Consider the following 22227-nt stretch of genomic DNA (forward strand, 5'->3'; position numbering starts at 1 on the left):
AAAAAGCCCGCCGGGTGCAGCAGCACCGGGCGGGCTTTTCTGTGTGAGACGGGGGCAGGGGATCAGGCAGTACGCGGCGGGAAGCCGGCATCGTTCACCGCGGCGAACACCTGTTCCTGCGACGCGGTGGTCTGCACCTTGACCAGCCCGGTCGGCGGATCGGCCACCACGCTGGCGTTCGGATCGATCTGCTGGATCGCACGGGTCACGCTGCGCGCACAGCCGCCGCAGGTCATGCCGTCGACATGGAATTCCATCTGTAGCTCCTTCGCTGCTCTTGGGATGGGACCAGTGTGCACCTTCCAACGATGGCAGGGTCAAGCGTCGGGCTGAACGACGAACAAGGCGCGGACAAAAAAAACGGCAGCCACCTGTACCAGCGCGGCTGCCGTGGAGGAACGTCCCCGCCAGGGCAGGGCATGGGTTGCGCCGGGACGTGCCCGGCCAACCCGGTGCGGGCTTAGAACTTCCAGTTCACGCCGAAGTACAACTGGCGACCGGCGTACAGGTTGGACAGCAGGCGGGCCTGGCTGTCGTTGCCGATGTAGCTGCGCAGCTCGGACTTGGTGGCGTTCAGCACGGCAGCCGTCACCGTCCAGTCCGGGGTCAGGTTGTAGGCCACGTTCAGGTCAAGCTGGCTGTACGGCTTGGTGTAGGTGGTCATGCCATTGTTCAGCCCGCCGACCACTTCACCGCGACGGTTGTACGAGGCACGCGCCAGGAACTTGTCGTTCTCGTAGAACACGGTGACGTTGGCCTGGTTCTTGGCGCTGCCGACCAGCGGCGATGAGCCGATTTCCTCGCCGTCCAGCACGATCGAGGCCAGGTTGGTGTCGTTGTAGGTGTAGTTGGCCTGCACGCCCAGACCGAAGTCGAAGGTGTACTGGCCATACAGCTCCACGCCCTGCGAAACGCCATCGCGGCCGTTGGCCTGGGTCTCGTACTTCTGCACGGTGACCGACTGCCCGCCGACGTTCATCTGCTGGTCGCGCACCACCGGCACGGTGAAGTTGTCCACGTTCTTGCGGAACAGCGAAACACCTGCGACCGCGCCCGGCTGGAAGTACCACTCCAGGCCCAGGTCGAACTGGACCGCCTTGAACGGCTCCAGCGCCTTGTTGCTGCCCGAGCCGTACCAGCCGGGCGTGTCGGTGCCGCCGGTGACACGGCGATCGTTGGCGTACTCCTCGCTGATGTAACGCAGGCCACCGGGATAGGCGATGCTGGTGTAGCTCGGGCGCGCGACCACCTTCGACGCCGCACCGCGCAGCACCAGGTTGTCGGTGATGTCCCAGGCAATGTTGAAGCTCGGCAGCACGTCGGTATAGGTCTTCTCCAGCGACGACAGGGCGTACACCTTGTCGCGCACCTGGGCGTCGGGCAGGCGGACGAAGCCACCCTGGCAGCGCAGGTTCGGATCGGCGGCCGGATCATCGCAGCTCATCGGCGCGCCGCTGGCGTTGTCGACGAAGTAGTCGTTGAAGCGCTCGACCGAGTCGCTGGACTGGGCGAACTGCTTGGTGCGCACCACGCGCACGCCGACGTTGCCGCGCACGCGCTCGGTGCGGAAGTTGGCCTGGAAGTAGCCGGAGTAGATCTTCTCGTTGACGTCGTAGACGAAGTCTTCTTCGGTGCGGTTGTGCGAGCCGCCGTAGGTCTTGTTCAGGTAATCGATGTAGGCCGGGTAGTTGATGCCCGGGAACACATTGGCGTTGAAGGCGCCGGTGATGTTGCTGATCGGGTTGGACAGGAAGAAGCCCGGCTGCGCGTTGCCAGCGGTCGGATCGCAACCGGCCTGGTAACGGTTGTTGTCATAGTCGGACGGGTCCAGGCCCGGGCACACCCAGTAGGTGTTGCCGGTGTTGCGGTGGACCTTGCCGTCGCGGTACTTGGCACCGAACTGGATCGAGTCCAGCCAGCCGGCCTCGAACAGCTTGGTGACGTCTGCCTGGAAGTAGTTCTGCTTGACTTCGGTCTGCATCCACGACGAGTCGGTGGAACCGGTATCGACTTCGGCGACGCCGGCCATCAGCTGCTGCTGCAGGTCGGGAGAGAACTGCACCGACGGCGTGCCGGTGAGGTCCCACGCGGTGTACTGGTTGCCGGACTGCCACTGGTTGCCCACCTTGCGGCGCGGCTTGGCCGACATGCGGAAGTTCATCGACGGACCACCTTCGGACCAGGTGCGGCCGCCGGTGAACGAGGCTTTCCAGAGGGGGCTGATGTCCCAGTCAATGGTCAGGTCCGCGGTCTGCGACAGTGCCTTTTCCTTGCTGTAGCCGCCGGTGAGCTGCGGGGTGGGGATGGTGCAGTCGTCCGGGCCCCAGCCACCGGGCTTGAGGCCGGCGGCAGCCGCTTCATCCTCGCTGCAGTAGTAGGTCTTACCGGCCAGCTTCTGGTACTGCGCGCCGGTGACGATGCTGCCGCTCGGATCGAAGTCCAGGCCATTGAGCAGGCGGCCGCCGGCCCAGTTGCCGTCCTGGTTGTAGCGGGCCAGGTTCCACTCCGGCACCTTCAGCATGTTCTGGGTGTAGTCACCCTGCAGCTCGAAGCGGAAGTAGTTGGCCGTCATCGTGACGTTGTCGACCGGCTTGAACTGGAAGGTCAGCTGCCCGCCCTTGCGTTCGCGCTTCTCTTCCTTCACCGCGAAGTTCACCGAGGTCGGCATGAAGAACTCACTGTAGTTCTTGCCGGTCTGGTTGTTGAAACCGGACTCGCCCCACCAGTAGTGGATGCCATCCTGCTCCAGCAGGTTGCCGTTGGCATCGCGGGCGGTGGTGCCGTTGCCGTACCACTGGTAGTCCTCGGTGCTGGCCTCCATGGTGCGGGTAGTGCGTTTCTGCTGGGTCACGCCGACCAGCACGCCGAAGCGGTCGTCCTTGCTGTGCCAGGAATACAGCGCCGACACCTGCGGGTCGACGTCGTGGCTGGTGTCGGAGGTGGTGCCCTCCAGGTTCACGTAGCCGGAGTTGGATTCCATGTCGAGCGGACGGCGGGTATGCAGGATGACCGTGCCGCCGATGCCGCCTTCGTCGATGCGTGCTTCCGGCGACTTGAACAGCTCGGCGCTGGACAGCATGTTCGACGGCAGCAGGGTGTAGTTGAAGGAACGGGTGGCTTCGTTGTTGGTTTCCGAGGAGGCGACGAAGTTGCCGTTCAACTGGGTCAGGGTCAGGTCCGGTGCAAGGCCGCGCACGCTGACGCTCTTGCCTTCGCCACCGCTGCGGGTGATGACCACGCCGGGCACGCGCTGCAGTGCGTCGGCTACGTTCTTGTCGGGGAACTTGCCGACGTCTTCGGCGGTGATCACTTCGACCACGGCGTTGGCATCGCGCTTCTGCTCAAGGCTCTTTTCAATGGCATAGCGGTAGCCGGTGACCTGGACGCTGTCCAGAGTCGTGGCGTCCTGCGAGCCGGTGGTCGTGGCCTGCTGCGCGGCGGCGCCTGCCGGAATGACGGCGGCAGCCAGGGCCAGCGCGATGGCCAGCGACAATGCGTCCTGGCCGTGCGTACGTGTTGAATGCTTCATTCCCATCTCTCCCTCTCTCCTGGATTGATCCGGTGACGTGGCACGGACAACTTGAATCGATCTAATTTGAAGTGAATTTGTCGCTGTCGCCATGCAGTGGCAGTAGCACCGCACGCGTGGCCTGGTGTACGTCCTGTTGCTGCTCCCCCAACTCCCGGCCATCGCAGCGTCGGCTTGGATCGATCTAAGCGATGGGCGGGCGATTTTTAGCATGGGTCGCCCTTGGGCGCATGCTGCTCCGCAATATGGTACTGGCGTGGCGTAGGGATGACGGTTTGCTGAAATCAGTGAAATCGTTTTCGTGCGCAGGGAGGGGGGCGGCAGGGCTGCGCCCTGCACCTGCGGGTAGTGCCGGCCGCTGGCCGGCAAGAGCCAAAGCCAAAGCGGCTCTGGGTTGTCTGGGTTTGGCGGTGCGGTGTGGACTGGCAGGACACGCCGTAAACCCTTCCATGGGGGCTCGATGGCGCCATCCATGGCGCCAACGGTCCTGCCAGCCCACACCGCCCCACCTTTGACAGTTTCCCGGTGACGGTTGGACTGATCCTGGAACGACATGGGGTCCTGGGGTCAGATCCGTTTTCCTTTGGAAAACGGATCTGACCCCAATCGATTTCGTTGTCTGACAGAGATTCATCCACGCATGGCGTGGATCCATCCACAGATCGCGGAAATCTGTCGAAGGCGGGGTGGGTCCGGTTGCGGGGGTGTCCGCGGCATGGATGCCGCGGCCAAGCCCCCAGGGATGGGTTTACGGCGTCCCTCGCAACCGGACCCACCCCGCCATTCCACGGATCGCCGGCTTTTGCTGTTGCTTCGGCTGTTGCTTCTGAGGTTGCCGGCCAGCGGCCGGCACTACCGCGGGTGCAGGGCGCAGCCCTGCCGAACCCCCTCATGCTGCGCCGCAGAATGCATTCGGCTGAACCTGCATGCTCTACTTGAATCGATCTAAATCCACGGTCACGTGGGTCGGGCGTCATTCCAGGGGGAGCCTTCTGCCGGTCCAGGCAGAGCTCAGCGGAACGGTGCCGGAAGGCCCGGGCCGTCTGTCTCTGCGTCATCGACTACAGGAACCCGACATGCGTCCAGTGCCGTCCGCTCCCGCCGTCCCATCATCCTCGCGCCCGCTGGTGCGCCTGGCCTGCCTGATTGCGCTGTCGGCGGCGCCGATGCTGCTGCAGGCCGCGCCGGCAGCGCTGGAGCGCGAGGTCAATACCTTCATCGGCAGCAAGGACGACGGCAACACGTTCCCGGGCGCGTCGGCGCCGTTCGGCCTGATCCAGGTCAGCCCGATCGGCAGCCACTATTCGGGTTGGCGCTATGACGACGAGAAGATCCGTGGCTTCGGCCACTCCTTCATCTCCGGTGCCGGCTGCTGGGAACAGGGCGGCCAGGTGTCGGTGCTGCCGGTCACGGGCTCGATCGGTCCGGGCGGCGATTTCGATACCGGCAACGCCAAGCAGTTCGACCACAAGGCCTACGCCGCGTCCTACACCCACGATGGCGAGGTCGGCCAGGCCGGCTACTACAAGGTGCGGCTGACCAGCTACGGCGGCATCGATGCCGAGGCGACCGCGCGTACCCGTGCCGCGGCCGAGCGCTACACCTTCAGCCAGCGCAGTGGCGATGGCCACGTGCTGGTCAATGTCGGCCAGGCCAACGAGCGCCATTCGGTGATCGGCAGCGTGGTCGATGTGGTCGGCGACCGCGTGGTCGAGGGCAAGCTGGTCACCAAGAGTTTCTGCGGCGGCCATCAGTACACCACCTGGTTCCGCATCGAGTTCGACCGTCCGTTCAAGGCGCATGGCACCTGGGGTGAGGGCGGCGGCCTGCCGGGCGCGCGCCACAGCATGGAAGGCGAGCAGAAGCCGAACGGTGCCTGGCTCAGCTTCGACCTGGCCAAGGGCCGGTCGGTGACGGCGGTCAGCGCGATCTCGCACGTGGATGCCGAAGGCGCGCGCACCAACCTGCGTGCCGAGGGCATGCAGGGTGGGTCGCTGCTCGGTTTCGACCGCATGCGCGCGCTGTCGCAGCAGGCCTGGCGTGAGCAGCTTGGCCGTGTACGCGTGCAGGGCGGCACCGCCGATGACCGCACCGTGTTCTACAGCGCGGTCTACCACGCGCTGCTGCAGCCGATGACCGGCAACGATGCCGATGGCCGCTACCGCGGCTATGACGATGGCATCCACCGTGCCGAAGGCTGGACCTATTACGAGTACTTCTCGCTGTGGGATACCTACCGCGCGCAGAACCAGTGGCTGGCACTGACCCGCCCGGACGTGGCGCGCGACATCGGCCGCACCCTGCTGGCGATCGATGAGCAGGGCGGTTGGCTGCCGCGCTGGGGCTATGCCAACTTCGAAACCAACATCATGACCGGCGATCCGGTCACCCCGTTCATGGTCGACCTGTGGCGGTTCGGTGCACTCAAGGGCCGTGAATCGCAGGCGTGGGATGCGCTGCGCCGCAATGCCTTCGGCACGCCGCCGCTGAACTCGCGCATGGCCGGCCGCTCCGGCAACCCGACTTACCTGGACAAGGGCTACGTGGCCTATGACCGTGCATTCCCGTCCAAGGGCATGGACGTCGATCCGCACCACGGTGGTTCGGCCACGCTGGAGTACGCGCTGGCCGACTGCGCGCTCTCGCAGATGGCCGACGGCCTGGGCCATGCCCAGGATGCGGCGACGCTGCGCGAGCGCGGCCGCAACTGGCGCAAGGTGTGGGACCCGCAGGTGCGCGACGCCGAGACCGGCTTCACCGGGTTCCCGCGCCCGCGTACCGAGGACGGCCAGTGGTACACCCCGTCCGACGGCCATTACAGCCCGCGTTCGCACCACGGTTTCCACGAGGGCACGGCGTGGCAGTACCAGTGGCTGGCGCAGCAGGACGTGCCGGGCCTGGTCGAAGCGATGGACGGCCGCGAGCAGGCGGGCCGCCGCCTCGATGCGTTCTTCGCGATGGACGCGCTGCAGGCCGACCCGCTCAATGCCGCCCGCAAGGCGTGGGTGGTCGGGCCGTACAGCTACTACAACCAGTTCCGCTACAACCCGAACAACGAGCCGGACCTGCACTCGCCGTGGCTGTACACGCTGATCGGCCAGCCGTGGAAGACCGCGGCCGTGGTGCGTGCGGCGCAGCAGCTGTTCACCAATGCCCCCAACGGTGTGACCGGCAACGATGACCTCGGCACGATGTCGGCCTGGTACCTGTTCAGTGCCATCGGCGTGTACCCGGCGGTGCCGGGCAGCGGCCAGTTCCTGCTGCACACCCCGCGCTTCAGCAAGGTGGAAGTGGACATGGGCAATGGCCGCACCCTGCGCATCGACGCGCCGGGCGCCGATGGCCGCCGCCTGCAGTATGTGCAGGGCGTGCAGGTCGATGGCCAGGCGCATGCACCGGTGTGGCTGGACTGGAACCGCCTGCAGCAGGGCCCGCGCGTGCGCTTTGCGCTGGATGCGAAGGTGCCGGAGCAGGGCTGGGGCACGGCGGTGAAGGATCTGCCGGTATCCTGGTGCGCGGCACCGGGCAGCCAGCTGCGCTGAGCCGGACTGTGCCGTTCGCGGTGACCCAGCGAACGGCACGGCACGACACGGCCCTGATCCATTAGGCTTGAGCTTCCAGCGGAGTCCGGGAAGACGATGAACGACAACGGCAGCAGTCCCAGCAAGCGCGCCGGCAAGGCGGTGACGGTGACCGACATCGCGCGTGCGATCGGCGTGTCACGGGCAACCGTGTCGCTGGTGCTGCGCGGCAGCCCGCTGGTCAATGTCGATACCCGCGCCAAGGTCGAGGCCGAGCTGCGCCGCCAGCGCTATGTCTACAACCGCGCGGCGGCCAACCTGCGCCGGCGCACCTCGTCGAGCATCGCGCTGGTGATCAACGACCTGTCCAACCCGTTCTTCGCCGAATTCGCGTCAGGCGTGGACGAGGCGCTGGGCGGGCGCGGTTACGTGACGTTGCTGGGCAGCACCGGGGAATCGCCAGAGCGCCAGCAGGCCGTGCTGTCCACGCTGATGGAGCACACCCCGGCCGGCCTGATCCTGTCGCCGGCCGAGGGCAGCGACACCGCGCAGTTGCGGCAGGCGCTGGGCGCCAATGCCAACGTGCTGCTGTTCAACCGCGAACTGGCCGGGGCTGACTGGGACTTCCTGACCCTGGACAACCAGCACGGCGCCTATCTGGCCACGCGCCACCTGATCGAGCGCGGCCATCGCCAGATCGCCTTCTTCGGCGGCCACGCCGCATCCAGTTCCTGCCACCAGCGCCGCGCCGGTTTCCAGCAGGCGCTGGCCGAGGCCGGGCTGTCGCTGCCGCCGGGTTGGATGATCGAGTCGGCGCCGAACCGCCTGGAAGCAGCAGCGCGCACCGATGAACTGTTTGCCGATGGCCATCGTCCGAGTGCGGCGGTCTGCTACAACGACACCGTCGCGCTGGGCCTGATGCTGGGCTTGAACTCGCGTGGCATCCGTCCCGGTGGCGACTTTGCCGTTACTGGTTTCGACGACATTTCCGAGGCTGCGGTGGCGGTGCCACCGTTGACCACGCTCACTGCCGACCCGCGCGAGCGTGGCCGGCAAGCGGCCGCGCTGCTGCTGCAACGGCTGGACGAACCGGATGCGCCGCCACGGCGCACGGTCGCGCCGGTGCAGCTGCGCATCCGCGAAAGCAGTGCTGCGCGACCGAACTGATTCCTTTCATACACCCCTTCCACGCAACAACGACCTTCCGCGCATCGAGGCGCGTACCGCATGCCGATCTCCGCAACGCCCCGTCCATCGGGTTCCTCGGGCAACGCACCCGCCGTCACCAACGGCAAGGCGTTGGCTGTCGTCACCACGATCTTCTTCATGTGGGGCTTCCTGACCTGCCTCAATGACATCCTGATCCCGCACCTGAAGGCGGTGTTCGAGCTGAACTACGCCAAGGCGATGCTGGTGCAGTTCACCTTCTTCGGCACCTATTTCCTGATGTCGCTGCCGGCGGGGCGGCTGGTGGCGGCGCTGGGCTACAAGAAGGGCATCGTCGCCGGCCTGGTGATCGCCGGCATCGGCGCGCTGGGCTTCTGGCCGGCGGCCGAACTGCGCGTCTATGGCGCCTTCCTCGGCGCACTGTTCGTGCTGGCCACCGGCATTACCGTGCTGCAGGTGGCCGCCAACCCCTACGTCGCGCTGCTGGGCCCGGAACAGACCAGCTCCAGCCGCCTGACCCTGGCGCAGGCGCTGAACTCGCTGGGCACGGCCATCGCCCCGATCTTCGGCGGCATGCTGATCCTGTCCAACACGGTCAAGAGCGCTGACGACATCGCGGCGCTGCCGGCCGCCGAGCAGCTGGCCTACCGTGCCGCCGAGGCGCAGGCTGTGCAGGGTCCGTACGTGGGCCTGGCGGTGGCGCTGGTGCTGCTGGCGCTGTTCGTATTCCTGTTCCGCCTGCCGGCGCTGAGCGACGCCACCGAGCAGGCCGACCAGGGCCACCACCACAGCTACCTGGATGCGCTGCGCAAGCGCCACCTGCTGCTGGGCGTGCTGGGCATCTTCTTCTACGTCGGTGCTGAAGTGTCGATTGGCAGCTTCCTGGTCAACTACCTGTCGATGCCGAACATCGGTGGCTTCAGCGAGCAGCAGGCCACGCATTACGTGTCTGCCTACTGGACGATGGCGATGATCGGCCGCTTCGCCGGTTCGGCGCTACTGGCGCGCTTCTCGCCCAGCCGTCTGCTGGCGATCTTCGCGCTGGTCAACGTGGCGCTGCTGGTCACCACCATGCTGAGCTCCGGCAACGTCGCGCTGTACTCGGTGGTGGCCATCGGCCTGTTCAACTCGATCATGTTCCCGACCATCTTCGCGCTGAGCATCGAGCGCCTCGGCCCGCTGACCAACAAGGGGTCCAGCCTGCTGATCATGGCCATCGTCGGCGGTGCCGTGGTGCCGTACCTGCAGGGCGTGCTGGCCGACCACATCGGTGTGCAGGCCAGCTTCATCCTGCCGCTGCTGTGCTACGGCTACATCATTTTCTACGGACTGGTCGGCGCGCGTACGCCGGCCTCCGCAACGCAGGGAGGCTGAGTCCGGAATGGGTGCCATCGTTTGCTTCGGCGAAATTTTGATCGATCTACTAGCACAGCCGCCGGCCTCGGCCGACACCCCGCGTGCGTTCCTGCAGTACGCCGGTGGGGCGCCGGCCAACGTCGCGGTGGCGGCTGCGCGGCTGGGTGCGAAGACCCAGTTCGTAGGCATGCTGGGCCGCGACATGTTCGGCGACTTCCTGGCCGACAGCCTGGTCGAGCACGGCGTGGGTACCGATTACATCGTGCGCACCGACGCGGCCAAGACCGCACTGGCCTTCGTGGCCCTGGATGCCAATGGCGAGCGCAGCTTCAGTTTCTACCGCCCGCCGGCGGCTGACCTGCTGTTCCGTGACAGCGACTTCCGGGCGGCGTGCCTCGACAGCGCGCAATGCTTCCACGTCTGTTCCAACAGCCTGACCGAGCCGGCCATCGCCGAGGCGACCTTTGCCGGCATGGACCGTGCCCGCGCTGCCGGTGCGGTGGTCAGCCTGGACCTCAACCTGCGTCCTGCCCTGTGGCCGGCGAACGAGGACCCGGCGCCGCGCCTGTGGCAGGCGCTGGAACGCGCCGACCTGGTCAAGCTGTCGCGCGAGGAGCTGGACTACCTGGCCGCGCCGCTGGGCGCCGATGGCGAGGCGGCGGTGCTGCGGCGCCTGCTGGCCGCGCGGGCGCGCTGGGTGATCGTCACCGATGGTGCAGCCACGCTGCACTGGTACACCCGCGACAACCACGGCACGGTCACCAGCTTCCGCGTGGCCACGGTCGACACCACGGCGGCCGGTGATGCCTTCGTCGGCGGCGTGCTGGTCGGCCTGCTGGAGCGCGGCGGGGCCGGTGCCGGTTTTACCGCCTTCTGCCAGGACCCCGAGGCGATCACCGCCACGCTGCGCTTCGGCGCTGCGGTCGGCGCGCTGGCTGTTACCCGCAAGGGCGCGTTCGCCGCGATGCCCTCGCTCGATGAAGTGCAGCAGCTGCTGCAGGCACAGGACATTACCGCATGAGCACCTCGCCCGATTTCCGTTCGCCCGCGTTCCTGCGCGCGCACATCGCCGACACCATGGCGTTCTACCACCCGCGCTGCATCGATCCCAATGGTGGCTTTTTCCACTACTTCCGTGATGACGGCAGCATCTACGATGCCAGCCATCGCCACCTGGTGAGCAGCACCCGTTTCGTCTTCAACTACGCGATGGCCTACCGCGAGTTCGGCAATGCCGAGTACCGCGACGCGGTCGAGCACGGCGTGCGCTACCTGCGCGAGGTGCACCGCAACCCCGCCACCGGCGGCTACGCCTGGACCCTGCGTGATGGCAAGGTCGAGGACGACATGAACCACTGCTACGGCGTGGCCTTCGTGCTGCTGGCCTACAGCTGCGCGCTGAAGGCAGGTATCGAGCAGGCGCGCGCGTGGATGGACGAGACCTGGCAGCTGCTGGAAGCGCGCTTCTGGGAGCCGCAGCACGGGCTCTACAAGGATGAAGCGGACGGCCAGTGGAACTTCACCGGCTACCGTGGACAGAACGCCAACATGCACATGTGCGAGGCGATGCTGGCCGCGTTCGAGGCGAGTGGCGAGCAGCGCTATGTGGAGCGCGCGCTGCAGCTGGCCGACAACATGACCCGCCGCCAGGCGGCCAAGGCCGGCGGGCTGGTCTGGGAACACTACGATGAGAACTGGGAGATCGACTGGGACTACAACCTGGACGACCCCAAGCACCTGTTCCGCCCGTGGGGCTTCCAACCGGGGCACCAGACCGAGTGGGCCAAGCTGCTGCTGATCCTCGATCGCCACGTGCAGGCCGACTGGCTGGTGCCGACCGCGCAGCACCTGTTCGACGTGGCCGTGGCGCGCAGCTGGGACGAAGCGCGAGGCGGCCTGTACTACGGCTTCGCACCGGAATCGCGCCGGCAGCCGGGCATGGATGGCGCGCCGATCGGCGGCGACAGCTTCGTCTGCGACGACGACAAGTACTTCTGGGTGCAGGCCGAAACGCTGGCTACTGCCGCGCTGATGGCCAAGCGCACCGGTGATGAGCGCTACTGGCAGTGGTACGAGCGCATCTGGGCGTACGCGTGGGAGCACTTCGTCGACCATCAGTTCGGCGCCTGGTTCCGCATCCTCGATGCCGACAACCGCAAGTACAGCGACGAGAAGAGCCCGGCCGGCAAGGTGGATTACCACACCATGGGCGCGTGCTACGAAGTGTTGAACGTGGTGCGTTGAGGCGCGTGTCGCCATACGCATGATGAATCGGAATCAGTAGCGCCGGGCCACGCCCGGCGGAAAAACAGGAGCTCCGCGTGCATCGTCTTTCCCTCGTTGTCCGTCTGCTCCTGCTGCTGGTCGCAACGTCGGCCTTCCCGGCAATTGCAGCGCCTCTGCAGGCACAGTGGGAGTTCCGCATGCTGCCCGGCGACGCGCAGGGCGCCGCCCACCCAGGCCTGCAGCAATGGCGTGCGGCAACGGTGCCGGGCAGCGTGCACACCGACCTGCTGGCGCATGCGCTGATCCGCGACCCGTACGTGGGTGCGCCCGAAGCGGAGCTGCAATGGATCGGCCTGGCGGCCTGGGAGTACCGCGCGCGCTTCGACGTGGACGCGGCGATGCTGGCCAAGCCCCATGCCGAACTGCGCTTCGACGGGCTGGACACTTATGCCGAAGTAAGCCTCAACGGCAAGCCGCTGCTGCGCGCGGACAACGCGCACCGGACCTGGCGCGCGCGCGTGGAAGGGCATCTGCGCGCCAGGGACAATGAACTGCAGATCGTGTTCCGCTCACCGATCCGCACGCTGCTTCCGGGCGTACAGGCGATGCCACACAGGATCGCTGGCAACTATCCTTCGCCCTATGGGGATGAGCCGAAGGACGCGATGGTCGGAAACTTCGCGCGCAAGCCGGCCTACCACTTCGGCTGGGACTGGGGCCCGCGTTATGTCACCGCCGGGGTCTGGCGCGGGGTCGACCTGCAGGCCTGGGATACGCACCGCCTGACCAGTCTTGCCGTGCGCACCGATGCATTGAGCGCGGAGCAGGCGAAGCTGGCGGTGCTGCTGCAGGTGGAGCAGGGCAGCGCCACCGGTTCTGCGGTCGTCAATGTGGAAGTCCGCGATCCGCAGGATCGCAGCGTGGCCCAGCAGCAGCGCACCGTACTGCTGAAGCCCGGGCAGAACAGTGTTGAACTACCGATTGAACTGGCGGAACCGAAGCGGTGGTGGCCGGTCGGCCATGGTGCGCAGGATCGCTATACCGTGCAGGCGCGCCTGGATGGCGGTGCCGACGCAACGCTGGTGCGCGAGCAGCGCATCGGCCTACGCACGGTCGAACTGCGCCGCGAAGAGGACGGCAAGGGCGGGCAGGGCTTCGCCTTCGTCATCAACGGCGTGCCGATCTTCGCCAAGGGCGCCAACGTCATTCCGTTCGATGCCTTCCCCGCCCGCGTCGACGCAGCACGCCTGCGCCAGGTGCTGACCGCCGCGCGCGACGCCAACATGAACATGCTGCGCAACTGGGGCGGTGGCTACTACGAGGACGACGCGTTCTTCGACATCGCCGATGAGCTGGGCCTGCTGGTCTGGCAGGACTTCATGTTCGGCGGCGGCATGCAGCCGGGCTATGATCCGGCCTTCCGTGCCAGCGTGGTGGCCGAGGCGCGCGACAACGTGCGCCGGCTGCGCCATCACCCCAGCATCGTGCTGTGGTGTGGCAACAACGAGGAAGAAACCGCCTGGAAGGACTGGGGTCACGGCCGCGACCTGAAGGCGGCCGCCCCGGCATTTGCGGCGAAGGTCTGGCAGGGCTATGTCGACCTGTTTGGCAACGACCTGCGCCAGGTGGTGGGCGAGGAAGGACTGGGCGTACCGTACTGGTCCAGTTCGCCCAGCAACGATCTGGACGAGAAGGCCAACGATTCCACCCGCGGCGACAAGCACTACTGGCAGGTCTGGGGCAATCCGGCGCTGCCGGTGCAGGCCTACCTGCGTGAGACGCCGCGCTTCATGTCCGAGTACGGGCTGCAGGCGTGGCCGTCGGTGGCGACGGTGGACCAGATCGCCACCCGCGCCGAGCAGCGCATCGACAGCCCGGTGATCCGTGCACACCAGAAGTTCATGGCCGGCGAGGGCAACAGCCGCCTGTTGCACTACATCGAACAGGGCTATGGCACGCCAAAGGACTTCGAGGACTTCGTCTACCTCAGCCAGGTCATGCAGGCCGATGGCATCGCACTGGCGGCGCTGCATCATCGCGCCTCCCGGCCATACACGATGGGTTCGCTGTACTGGCAGCTCAACGATGTCTGGCCGGGCGCCTCGTGGTCCAGCGTGGATTATTTCGGCCGCTGGAAGGCGCTGCACTTCGCCGCGCGGCGCTTCTTCGCGCCGGTCACGGTAGCCGCGCTGCGCGATGAGGGCAGCACGCGGGTACGCCTGATCAATGACGGTGTGGCGCTGGATGCACGTTGGCGGCTGCGGGTGATGGACGTGGAAGGGAAGGTGCTGCGCCGTCGCGAGGATGCGGTGACGCTGGCGGCGTCGGGCGTCACCTTGATCGGTGATTTTCGCGATGCCGAGTTGCTGGCCGGTGCCGATCCGAAGCGCACGGTGGCGGTGTTTGAGCTGCTGCAGAACGGGGCGGTGAGCGCACGGCAGGTGGTCGGATTCGTCGAAGCCAAGGACCAGGTATTGCCGCGGCAGAAGCTCAAGGCCACCTTGTCCATCGAAGGCGACCACTATCGACTGCGGCTGGAAAGCGCGGCGTATGTGCGCGCGACGTGGATCGACTTCGGTGCGCTGGACGTGCAGGTCGAAGAAAACCTGCTGGATCTGCTGCCGGGTGAAATCCGCGATATCGCGGTGCGTGGCCCGGTGGATCTGGTTACCCTGCGCGAGGCGCTGAGGGTGAAGACCCTCAACGACCGTTGAGCAAAAAAGGGGACGGAGGGGATTAAGTCGTTTGTGGCACACATGGGCCACAAACGACTTAATCCCCTCCGTCCCCTTTTTCCTGCTTACAGCTGGATCTGCTGGAAGTTCTCGACCCGCTCGTGGCCGTTGGCGGCCTGGCCGGTACGTGGCATCGGGTAGTCATCCAGGCGGTCGATCAGCCGGGTCTGCAGGCCGGCTTCACGGGCGGCATCCAGCTCTTCCACCACATCGGACAGGAACAGGATCTCGCCGGCGGGCACGCCGATCGACTGCACGATGCGGCGGTAGCTGTCGGCCTCACGCTTGCCACCCATCTCGGTATCGAACCAGCCCGACACCAGCGGGCCGAGGTCACCGGCATCGCTGAAGCCGAAGAACAGCTTCTGTGCCGGCACCGAGCCGGAGGAGTACACGTACAGCGGCAGGCCGGAGGCATGCCAGCCCTTCAGCACCGGTGCCACTTCCGGGTAGAAGTGCGCGGTGTAGTCGCCGCGACGGTAGCCCTCATCCCAGATCAGGCCCTGCAGCGCCTTCAGTGCGGTGTGCTTGCGGTCCTGGTCAATCCAGCCCTGCAGCGTCTCGGCCACCAGGCTGTCCTGGCAGGCGCCGCCGATCTCGGTAGCCACCGCGTCCAGCCAGCGGCGGACCTCCGGCTGCTGGCCATGTTCGGCGACGAACGCGGGCAAGGCCTTGCGGGCATAGGGGAACAGCACGTTCTTGACGAACGAGATGCTGCTGGTGGTGCCTTCGATGTCGGTCAGGATGACGCGGGGCTGCATGGATCAGGACGCCTGGGTAGGTACGTAACGGGGGAACTTCTGCGCGATGTCGGTGCCGGTGAAATGACCCACCCAGCCGTCCGGCTCGGTGAAGAAGCGGATCGCCACGAAGCTCGGTTCATCGCCCATGTCGAACCAGTGGGTGGTGCCATCGGGCACGGCGATCAGGTCGTCCTTCACGCACTCGATCTCATAGACCTTGTCACCCACGTGCAGGGTGAACAGGCCCGAGCCTGCGACGAAGAAGCGCACCTCGTCTTCCTTGTGGAAGTGCTCGTCGAGGAACTTCTTGCGCAGCTCGGCGCGGTTCGGGTTGTCCGGGGCGATCGAGGCCACGTCCACGCTCTTGAAGCCGCGCTCGGCGACCAGGCGGTCGATGTCCGCACGGTAGGCGGCGAACACTTCCTCCTGGCTGGCGCCCGGCGCGACTGGCGCGGTGGCCTGCCAGCGCTCGAAGGTGACGCCGATCTTCTGCAGCTCGGCAGCGATGACCGCGCCGTCCTGGGTGTCCAGCAGCGGCGATTCGGGGCGGGTGTCGTCGTAGATGCGCAGTCGGCTCATGGCGGCAGCTTGAACGTCTCGGGGGGAAGACAGGGTAGCAGGGTGGGGGCGAGGCGCAGATTCCGGATCGGCATCTGCACCTGCGCGCGGGCTCAGCCGCGCAGCTTGCGCAGCTCGAGCTCGCAGTGGAACAGGAATTCGAAGGCTTCCAGGTGCCGGCGCGCCTCGGCCATGTCACGGCCCCAGGCATACAGGCCGTGGCCGTCGATCAGGTAACCCCACAGGTTCTGCCGGTCGAGCAGGTCGTCGACCTGCGCCGAGAGCACGTTCATGTCCTGGGTGTTGGCGAACACCGGCACGTCGATGGCCATTTCATGGGTGCTGTTGCCGGCGAAGGCCTTCAGCAGCTCGTAGCCTTCCAGGCGGATATGGCCCTGCGGCGCGTACAGGCGCGAAGCGATGGTCTGCACCGGCGAATGCGTATGCAGCACACAGCCGATTTCCGGGAAGCGGCGGTACAGCTGGGTGTGCAGCAGGGTCTCGGCGGACGGGCGCAGCGGGCGACCGACGGCCAGGCCGTCGAAGTCCACCACCATGATGTCGTCCTCGATCAGCCGGCCCTTGTCCTTGCCGGACACGGTGATCGCGGCGTGGCGGTCATCCAGGCGGTGGGAGAAATTGCTGCTGGTGGCCGGGGTCCAGCCGGCGTGCGCCAGTTCGCGGACGTTGTCGATCAGCAGCTGGGCCAGTTCGCTCAGGCGCGCGGTGTCGTACGGGAAGGTGGGGGCGTTCATACCGGCGATTTTACTGGATTCGGCCAACGGCTGAGCCCCTCGTGGCGGGTCGTGTAGAGCGGTTCATGGGCGGGCGGGGCGGGTGGGCCGTGCAGGGGACGCTGCAAGTACGTCCCTGTAAGCTCGATGGCGCCATACATGGCGCCAACGCCCCTGCACGGCCCACCCACCCGCCTCGGACAGGTTCCGGCGTGCGGCCAGCCACGGAGTGAAGAAGGAAAAGCGAAAAGCGGGTCGCGGCGCTGGGCTTGCTCGGAGCCGAGCATGGCTCGGCTCTACAGGGGATTCATCGACCGGAGAGAATTCATCTCTCAGACGCAATTCATCCACGCATGGCGTGGATCTACCGGACGTGCCAGGAGACTGTCGGAGGCGGGGAGGGGGGAGGTTGCGGGGGCGTGAGCCGTATGGATGCGGCGACCGAGCTTACAGGGATGTACTTGCAGCGTCCCCCGCAATCTCCCCCCTCCCCGCCAAACCCTCAGCCCAGCTCTTGCCGTCGCTCCGGCTTCAAAGGCGGGTGCAGGGCCGCAGGCCCTGCAATACAAAAACCCCTTACTGACCCCGCAGGCGGCTGTGCCGGAACCCGTAGCAGAAATAGATCACGAAGCCGACGAACGTCCATACCCCCATCAGCATCCAGTTGTGCATCGTCATCGCCGACAGCAGCGCCAGGCAGCTCAGCACGCCCAGGCTGCAGATCAGCCACGCCATCGGCATGCGGAACGGGCGCGGCAGGTCCGGCTGGGTGCGGCGCAGGATCAGCACGCCGGCGCAGACTGCGGCGAACGCGATCAGCGTGCCCATCGAGGTCAGCTCGCCGAGGATGTCCAGCGGGAACAGCGCTGCCAGCAGCGCGATGCCGATGCCGGTGATCACGGTGTTGATGTGCGGCGTGCGGTACTTCGGGTGGATCCGGGTGAACACCGGTGGCAGCAGGCCGTCGCGCCCCATGATCATGAAGATGCGCGGCTGGCCGATGATCATCACCAGCACCACCGAAGACAGGCCGACCAGCGCACCGACCTCGACCACCCAGCGCAGCCAGCCCAGCTGTGGGTGCGCGGCCACGGCAGTCACCACCGGCTCGTCGGTGCCCAGCAGCTGGAACGGCACCAGGCCAGTCATCACTGCGGCCATTGCGATATACAACACGGTGCAGATCACCAGCGACAGCATCATGCCGATCGGCATGTCACGCTGCGGGTTCTTCGATTCCTGCGCCGCCACCGATACCGCCTCGAAACCGATGTAGGCGAAGAACACCATCGCCGCGCCACGCAGCACGCCTTCCATGCCGTACTTGCCCGGGCCTTCATTGGCCGGAATGAACGGGGTCCAGTTGCTGGTGTCCACGTATTTCCAGCCGACCACGATGACCAGCACGATCAGGCCGGTCTTGAGCACGACCATCGCCATGTTCATCGCCGAGGACTTGCTGATGCCGACGTAGCACAGCCAGGTCAGCAGCAGCACCAGTGCGGCGGCGGGCAGGTTGGCGATCGCGCCGGTGGGGCGCAGCTGCGCGTCCAGTGGCGCGCTGACCAGTGCCGCCGGTAGATGGATGTCGAACTGGCTGAGCAGGCTGAGGAAATAACCGGTCCAGCTGACTGCCACCGCCGAGGCGGAGACGCCGTACTCGAGCACCAGCATCCAGCCGATGAACCAGGCCGAGAGCTCGCCGAAGGTGGCGTAGGTGTAGGTGTAGGCGCTGCCGGAGACCGGCACCATCGAGGCGAATTCGGCATAGGCCAGCGCGCAGAAGGCGCAGCAGATGGCGGCCAGCACGAAGGACAGCATGATCGCCGGGCCGGCGTGGTTGGCGGCGGCCTGGCCGGTGATGACGAAGATGCCGCCGCCGATCACCGCGCCGATGCCCAGGGCGGTCAGCCCCCAGGGGCCAAGGTGGCGACGCAGGCTCAGGCCGTTGGCGTCTTCATGGGCGGCATGCGGATGCTTGGTGGCCCACAGTTGCTTGAACATGTGTGGTGGTCTTGTCGAAGCGCGCCATGGGCGGCGCGCGGGAAAACGGACGGGCCGGCGCGAGGCCGGCCCGAAGGCGGATCAGGGCGACTTGGCGAGCTTGCTGTTGCGGATGCCGTAGCCCAGGTAAATCAGCAGGCCGAGCAGCGTCCAGCCAACGAACAGGTGCCAATGCACCACGAACGCCTGCCAGAACAGAAACAGGCAGGTGGCCGCGCCGAGCGGGCAGATGATCCAGACCATCGGCACGCGGAACGGGCGGTGCAGGTCCGGCTTGGAATAGCGCAGCACCAGCACGCCGATGCAGACCGTGGCGAAGGCCAGCAGGGTGCCCATCGAGACCAGCTCGCCCAGCACGTTCAGCGGCACCAGGCCGGCCAGCGCGGCGGCGATCACGCCGACCACGATGGTGGCGACGTACGGGGTGCGGAAGCGGGCGTGGACCTTGCCGAAGAACTTCGGCAGCAGGCCGTCGCGGGAGATGGTGTAGGCGATGCGGGTCTGGCCCATCATCATCACCAGCACCACCGAGGACAGGCCGGCGATGGCGCCGACTTCCACGAACGTCTTCAGCCAGGACAGGGTCGGGTAGGGCTCCAGCGCGGTCGCCACCGGCTTGTCGGTGCCCAGCAGGTGGTACGGCATCATGCCGGTCAGCACCGCACAGACGATGATGTAGACGATCGTGCACACGGCCAGCGAGCCGAGCAGGCCGATCGGCATGTTGCGTTGCGGGTCCTTGGTCTCACCGGCAGCGGTGGAGACCGCATCGAAGCCGATGTACGCGAAGAACACGATGGTGGCGGCGCGGAAGATACCGCTCCAGCCGAACTCACCCGGCACGCCGGTGTTTTCCGGAATGAACGGGTGCCAGTTGGCCGGGTCGATGTGGGCCGCGCCGATGCCGATGAACAGGCAGATGACGGTGACCTTGATCGCCACGATGATCGCGTTGACGAACGCCGACTGGGTCACGCCCACGTACAGCAGGCCGGATACCGCCGCCACGATCAGCACCGCCGGCAGGTTGAACAGCTTGCCGGAGGAGACGAACTCGCTGCCGGTCCAGGCGATGGGCGCGGCGCTGAGCATGTCCGGGAAGGGCATGTGCAGCGTGGTGGTGATGAAGCTGATCAGGTAGGCCGACCAGCCCACCGCGACCGAGGCCGAGGCGAACAGGTACTCCAGCACCAGGCACCAGCCGATGAACCAGGCCATGCCTTCGCCGAGGGTGGCGTAGGAATAGGAGTAGGCACTGCCGGAGACCGGCATCATCGCCGCGAACTCGGCATAGCACAGGCCTGCCAGCGCACAGGCGAAACCGGCCAGCACGAACGACAGCATCACCGCCGGGCCCGCGTGGTTGGCTGCGGCCTGGCCGGTCAGCACGAAGATGCCTGCGCCGATCACCGCACCCACGCCCAGCAGGATGAGGTGTTTAGCCGTGAGGGTCCGTTTCAACGTGGCTTCGCCGTCCAGGCTGCCTTCGATGGGTTCGCCGGCATCGACGTGCCCGGCCGGCTCGACCGGCTTGACCCTCAACAGAGCTTTCAGCATGCAGTACTTCCTAGTGATCGGATGGGGTGGGCGGCCGATACGTTGCCGGCTGCCTTGATGGTGAAGGCCGTGCGAACGGCCCGCTGTACCTTAGCCAAAGCTGAAGCCAACGCACAAGCGCAATCGCAACAATGAACGGCGATAATGAGCAGTATTTTTCCGAACCGCCCCCATTCATGAGCCAGACCGCCGAAACCCTTGCCGCGCTTGACGATCGCCTGCGCGGCCTGCTCCGGGACTACGCGCGCCGCGAACCCGCCCACGACGCCCTGGCTGCCGAATTCGGCACATTGCTGGATGATCCGGAAGATCCGTTCCGCCGCGAGCGCCTGGCCGGCCACTTCACCGCCAGCTGCTGGCTGGTCAGCGCCGATGGCCAGCGCCTGCTGCTCACCCACCACCGCAAGCTGCAGCGCTGGCTGCAGCTGGGCGGCCACGCCGACGGCGACCGTGACCTGGCCCGGGTGGCGCTGAAGGAAGCCGAGGAGGAGTCGGGCCTGAGCGGCCTGGTGCTGGAAGACCCGGCCATCTTCGATCTGGACAAGCACTGGATTCCGGAGCGCAAGGACGTGCCGGGACACTGGCACTACGACGTGCGTTTCGTGATACGGGCGCTGGGGGGCGAGGCCTTCGTGCTCAGCGAGGAATCGCTCGACCTGGCCTGGCGGCCGGTGACCGAGGTCGCGGCCGATCCGGAATCGGATGAATCCATGCAGCGCATGGCACACCGCTGGCTGGCGCGCTAGCCATATGTAGAGCCGAGCCAATGCTCGGCTCAATGTCGGCCAGAAGTGCAGCCGAGCATGGGCTCGGTTCTACAAGTGCAAGGCGGAACGCGCGTCAGTACAGGATGCGCGTCCGCAGCGTGCCTGGAATCGCGGCCAGTTCGTCGCGGACGGCGGCGGCCTGCGCCTCGCTGGCGGTGATGTCAATCACCACGTAACCCACCTTCGGGTCGGTGCGCAGGAACTGGCCGTCGATGTTGACGTTGTGGCGCGAGAAGATCTCGTTGACCCTGGACAGCACGCCCGGCACGTTCTGGTGGATGTGCAGCAGGCGCAGGCTGTCCTCGTGTTCGGGCAGGGTCACTTCCGGGAAGTTGACCGCCGACAGCGTGCTGCCGTTGTCGCTGTAGCGCACCAGCTTGGCCGCCACTTCCACGCCGATGTTGTCCTGCGCTTCCAGCGTGCTGCCGCCCACGTGCGGGGTCAGGATCACGTTGTCGTGGCGGGTCAGCGGCGACTCGAAGATATCGCCGTTGCCCTTCGGTTCGACCGGGAATACGTCCAGCGCGGCACCGCCGACGTGGCCGCTGGCTAGCGCTGCGTCCAGCGCGTCGATGTCGACCACGGTGCCGCGCGCGGCATTGATCAGGTGCGCGCCCTTGCGCATCTTCGCCAGCTCGGTGCTGCCGATCATCCACTGCGTGGCCGGGGTCTCCGGCACGTGCAGGGTGACGATGTCGGCGCGGGCCAGCAGATCGTCCAGGCTCGCCGCGGCACGGGCATTGCCCAGCGCCAGCTTGGTTTCCACGTCGTGGAAGATCACCTGCATGCCCAGCGATTCGGCCAGCACGCCGACCTGGGTGCCGATGTGGCCGTAACCGATGATGCCCAGCGTCTTGCCGCGCACTTCATGGCTGCCGCTGGCCGACTTCGACCAGCCGCCGCGATGGCATTCGGCGTTCTTCTGCGGAATGCCGCGGGTCAGCATGATCGCCTCGGCGATCACCAGCTCGGCCACGCTGCGGGTGTTGGAGTAGGGCGCGTTGAACACCGGGATGCCGGCCAGCTCGGCCGCGTCCAGGTCGACCTGGTTGGTGCCGATGCAGAAGCAGCCCACCGCGATCAGGCGCTTGGCCTCGGCCAGCACCTCGGCGCTGAGCTGGGTGCGCGAGCGGATGCCGACGATGTGCGCCTCGGCGATGCGCGCCTTCAGTTCGTCCTCGGGCAGCGCCTTGGTGTGCGCCTCGATCTGGCTGTAGCCGGCGGCGCTGAACACCTCCACGGCGGTCTGGCTGACCCCCTCCAGCAACAGCACGCGGATATCCTGCTTCGGGAACGAGGTCTTCTTCGGCGACATGGGGCAACACGGCCA

General features: G+C 66.6%; 15 protein-coding genes. 7 read left to right on the forward strand and 8 right to left on the reverse strand.

What is annotated here, in order from left to right; translation table 11 throughout:
* Window positions 1-62: 62 nt before the first annotated feature.
* A complete protein-coding gene (locus AC5P8R_RS13535; RefSeq protein ID WP_008267227.1) occupies window positions 63-257 on the reverse strand; it encodes a heavy-metal-associated domain-containing protein in 195 nt (64 codons plus the stop codon).
* A gap of 203 nt (window positions 258-460) precedes the next feature.
* Complete coding sequence (locus AC5P8R_RS13540; protein WP_142234656.1) at window positions 461-3535, reverse strand: TonB-dependent receptor; 3075 nt, start codon at window positions 3533-3535, stop codon at window positions 461-463.
* Between the two features lie 1070 nt (window positions 3536-4605).
* Between AC5P8R_RS13540 and AC5P8R_RS13545 the strand changes: the two genes are divergently transcribed.
* The 6 genes from AC5P8R_RS13545 to AC5P8R_RS13570 all read left to right on the forward strand — a co-directional run bounded on the left by AC5P8R_RS13545 (window position 4606) and on the right by AC5P8R_RS13570 (window position 14513).
* Complete coding sequence (locus AC5P8R_RS13545; RefSeq protein WP_126412046.1) at window positions 4606-7071, forward strand: GH92 family glycosyl hydrolase; 2466 nt, start codon at window positions 4606-4608, stop codon at window positions 7069-7071.
* Window positions 7072-7167: 96 nt separating this feature from the next.
* On the forward strand, window positions 7168-8217 hold the full coding sequence (locus tag AC5P8R_RS13550; protein WP_014646964.1) for a LacI family DNA-binding transcriptional regulator: 1050 nt from the start codon (window positions 7168-7170) through the stop codon (window positions 8215-8217).
* A gap of 60 nt (window positions 8218-8277) precedes the next feature.
* Window positions 8278-9591 carry an L-fucose:H+ symporter permease gene (fucP, locus tag AC5P8R_RS13555; RefSeq protein ID WP_032957977.1) on the forward strand — a complete coding sequence of 438 codons (1314 nt, stop codon included), beginning with the start codon at window positions 8278-8280 and terminating at the stop codon, window positions 9589-9591.
* A gap of 7 nt (window positions 9592-9598) precedes the next feature.
* Window positions 9599-10594: a carbohydrate kinase family protein gene (locus tag AC5P8R_RS13560; protein ID WP_329890185.1), complete on the forward strand. Its 996-nt coding sequence runs from the start codon at window positions 9599-9601 to the stop codon at window positions 10592-10594.
* Window positions 10591-11817, forward strand: a complete 1227-nt coding sequence (locus AC5P8R_RS13565; RefSeq protein ID WP_169412505.1) for an AGE family epimerase/isomerase — start codon at window positions 10591-10593, stop codon at window positions 11815-11817. Before AC5P8R_RS13560 ends, AC5P8R_RS13565 begins: the two co-directional genes overlap by 4 nt.
* Before the next feature lie 77 nt (window positions 11818-11894).
* Window positions 11895-14513 (forward strand): beta-mannosidase, encoded by a 2619-nt coding sequence (locus AC5P8R_RS13570; RefSeq protein WP_495223535.1) that lies wholly within the window; start codon window positions 11895-11897, stop codon window positions 14511-14513.
* Window positions 14514-14599: 86 nt separating this feature from the next.
* Here the strand turns inward: AC5P8R_RS13570 and mtnC are convergent, their stop codons facing one another.
* From mtnC to AC5P8R_RS13595, 5 genes are all read right to left on the reverse strand, one after another.
* Window positions 14600-15295, reverse strand: a complete 696-nt coding sequence (gene mtnC / locus AC5P8R_RS13575) for an acireductone synthase (protein ID WP_169412509.1) — start codon at window positions 15293-15295, stop codon at window positions 14600-14602.
* A gap of 3 nt (window positions 15296-15298) precedes the next feature.
* On the reverse strand, window positions 15299-15856 hold the full coding sequence (locus tag AC5P8R_RS13580) for a 1,2-dihydroxy-3-keto-5-methylthiopentene dioxygenase (RefSeq protein ID WP_005409451.1): 558 nt from the start codon (window positions 15854-15856) through the stop codon (window positions 15299-15301).
* A 92-nt stretch (window positions 15857-15948) separates the two neighbouring features.
* Window positions 15949-16590 (reverse strand): methylthioribulose 1-phosphate dehydratase, encoded by a 642-nt coding sequence (locus AC5P8R_RS13585; RefSeq protein ID WP_041863375.1) that lies wholly within the window; start codon window positions 16588-16590, stop codon window positions 15949-15951.
* 555 nt (window positions 16591-17145) lie between these two features.
* Complete coding sequence (locus AC5P8R_RS13590) at window positions 17146-18573, reverse strand: amino acid permease (protein WP_014646971.1); 1428 nt, start codon at window positions 18571-18573, stop codon at window positions 17146-17148.
* An 81-nt stretch (window positions 18574-18654) separates the two neighbouring features.
* Window positions 18655-20130, reverse strand: coding sequence for an amino acid permease (locus AC5P8R_RS13595; protein WP_014646972.1), 1476 nt, complete (start codon window positions 20128-20130; stop codon window positions 18655-18657).
* 131 nt (window positions 20131-20261) lie between these two features.
* Between AC5P8R_RS13595 and AC5P8R_RS13600 the strand changes: the two genes are divergently transcribed.
* Complete coding sequence (locus tag AC5P8R_RS13600) at window positions 20262-20876, forward strand: NUDIX hydrolase (protein WP_080469304.1); 615 nt, start codon at window positions 20262-20264, stop codon at window positions 20874-20876.
* A gap of 94 nt (window positions 20877-20970) precedes the next feature.
* Here AC5P8R_RS13600 and serA read toward each other — a convergent pair whose 3' ends face one another.
* Entirely contained in the window at window positions 20971-22212 is a 1242-nt protein-coding gene (gene serA / locus AC5P8R_RS13605; RefSeq protein ID WP_005416356.1) for a phosphoglycerate dehydrogenase, read from the reverse strand.
* Window positions 22213-22227: the final 15 nt, after the last annotated feature.

This window comes from Stenotrophomonas sp. YJH_SMC_73 (assembly GCF_059370155.1).

Bases quoted from the DNA above. Each gene is read 5' to 3' on its own strand.
- AC5P8R_RS13595 (WP_014646972.1), bottom strand. From the start codon at position 20,130: ATGCTGAAAGCTCTGTTGAGGGTCAAGCCGGTCGAGCCGGCCGGGCAC.
- AC5P8R_RS13600 (WP_080469304.1), top strand. From the start codon at position 20,262: ATGAACGGCGATAATGAGCAGTATTTTTCCGAACCGCCCCCATTCATG.
- AC5P8R_RS13580 (WP_005409451.1), bottom strand. From the start codon at position 15,856: ATGAGCCGACTGCGCATCTACGACGACACCCGCCCCGAATCGCCGCTG.
- AC5P8R_RS13550 (WP_014646964.1), top strand. From the start codon at position 7,168: ATGAACGACAACGGCAGCAGTCCCAGCAAGCGCGCCGGCAAGGCGGTG.
- AC5P8R_RS13585 (WP_041863375.1), bottom strand. From the start codon at position 16,590: ATGAACGCCCCCACCTTCCCGTACGACACCGCGCGCCTGAGCGAACTG.
- serA (WP_005416356.1), bottom strand. From the start codon at position 22,212: ATGTCGCCGAAGAAGACCTCGTTCCCGAAGCAGGATATCCGCGTGCTG.
- fucP (WP_032957977.1), top strand. From the start codon at position 8,278: ATGCCGATCTCCGCAACGCCCCGTCCATCGGGTTCCTCGGGCAACGCA.
- AC5P8R_RS13545 (WP_126412046.1), top strand. From the start codon at position 4,606: ATGCGTCCAGTGCCGTCCGCTCCCGCCGTCCCATCATCCTCGCGCCCG.
- AC5P8R_RS13560 (WP_329890185.1), top strand. From the start codon at position 9,599: ATGGGTGCCATCGTTTGCTTCGGCGAAATTTTGATCGATCTACTAGCA.
- AC5P8R_RS13535 (WP_008267227.1), bottom strand. From the start codon at position 257: ATGGAATTCCATGTCGACGGCATGACCTGCGGCGGCTGTGCGCGCAGC.
- AC5P8R_RS13590 (WP_014646971.1), bottom strand. From the start codon at position 18,573: ATGTTCAAGCAACTGTGGGCCACCAAGCATCCGCATGCCGCCCATGAA.
- AC5P8R_RS13565 (WP_169412505.1), top strand. From the start codon at position 10,591: ATGAGCACCTCGCCCGATTTCCGTTCGCCCGCGTTCCTGCGCGCGCAC.
- AC5P8R_RS13540 (WP_142234656.1), bottom strand. From the start codon at position 3,535: ATGGGAATGAAGCATTCAACACGTACGCACGGCCAGGACGCATTGTCG.
- mtnC (WP_169412509.1), bottom strand. From the start codon at position 15,295: ATGCAGCCCCGCGTCATCCTGACCGACATCGAAGGCACCACCAGCAGC.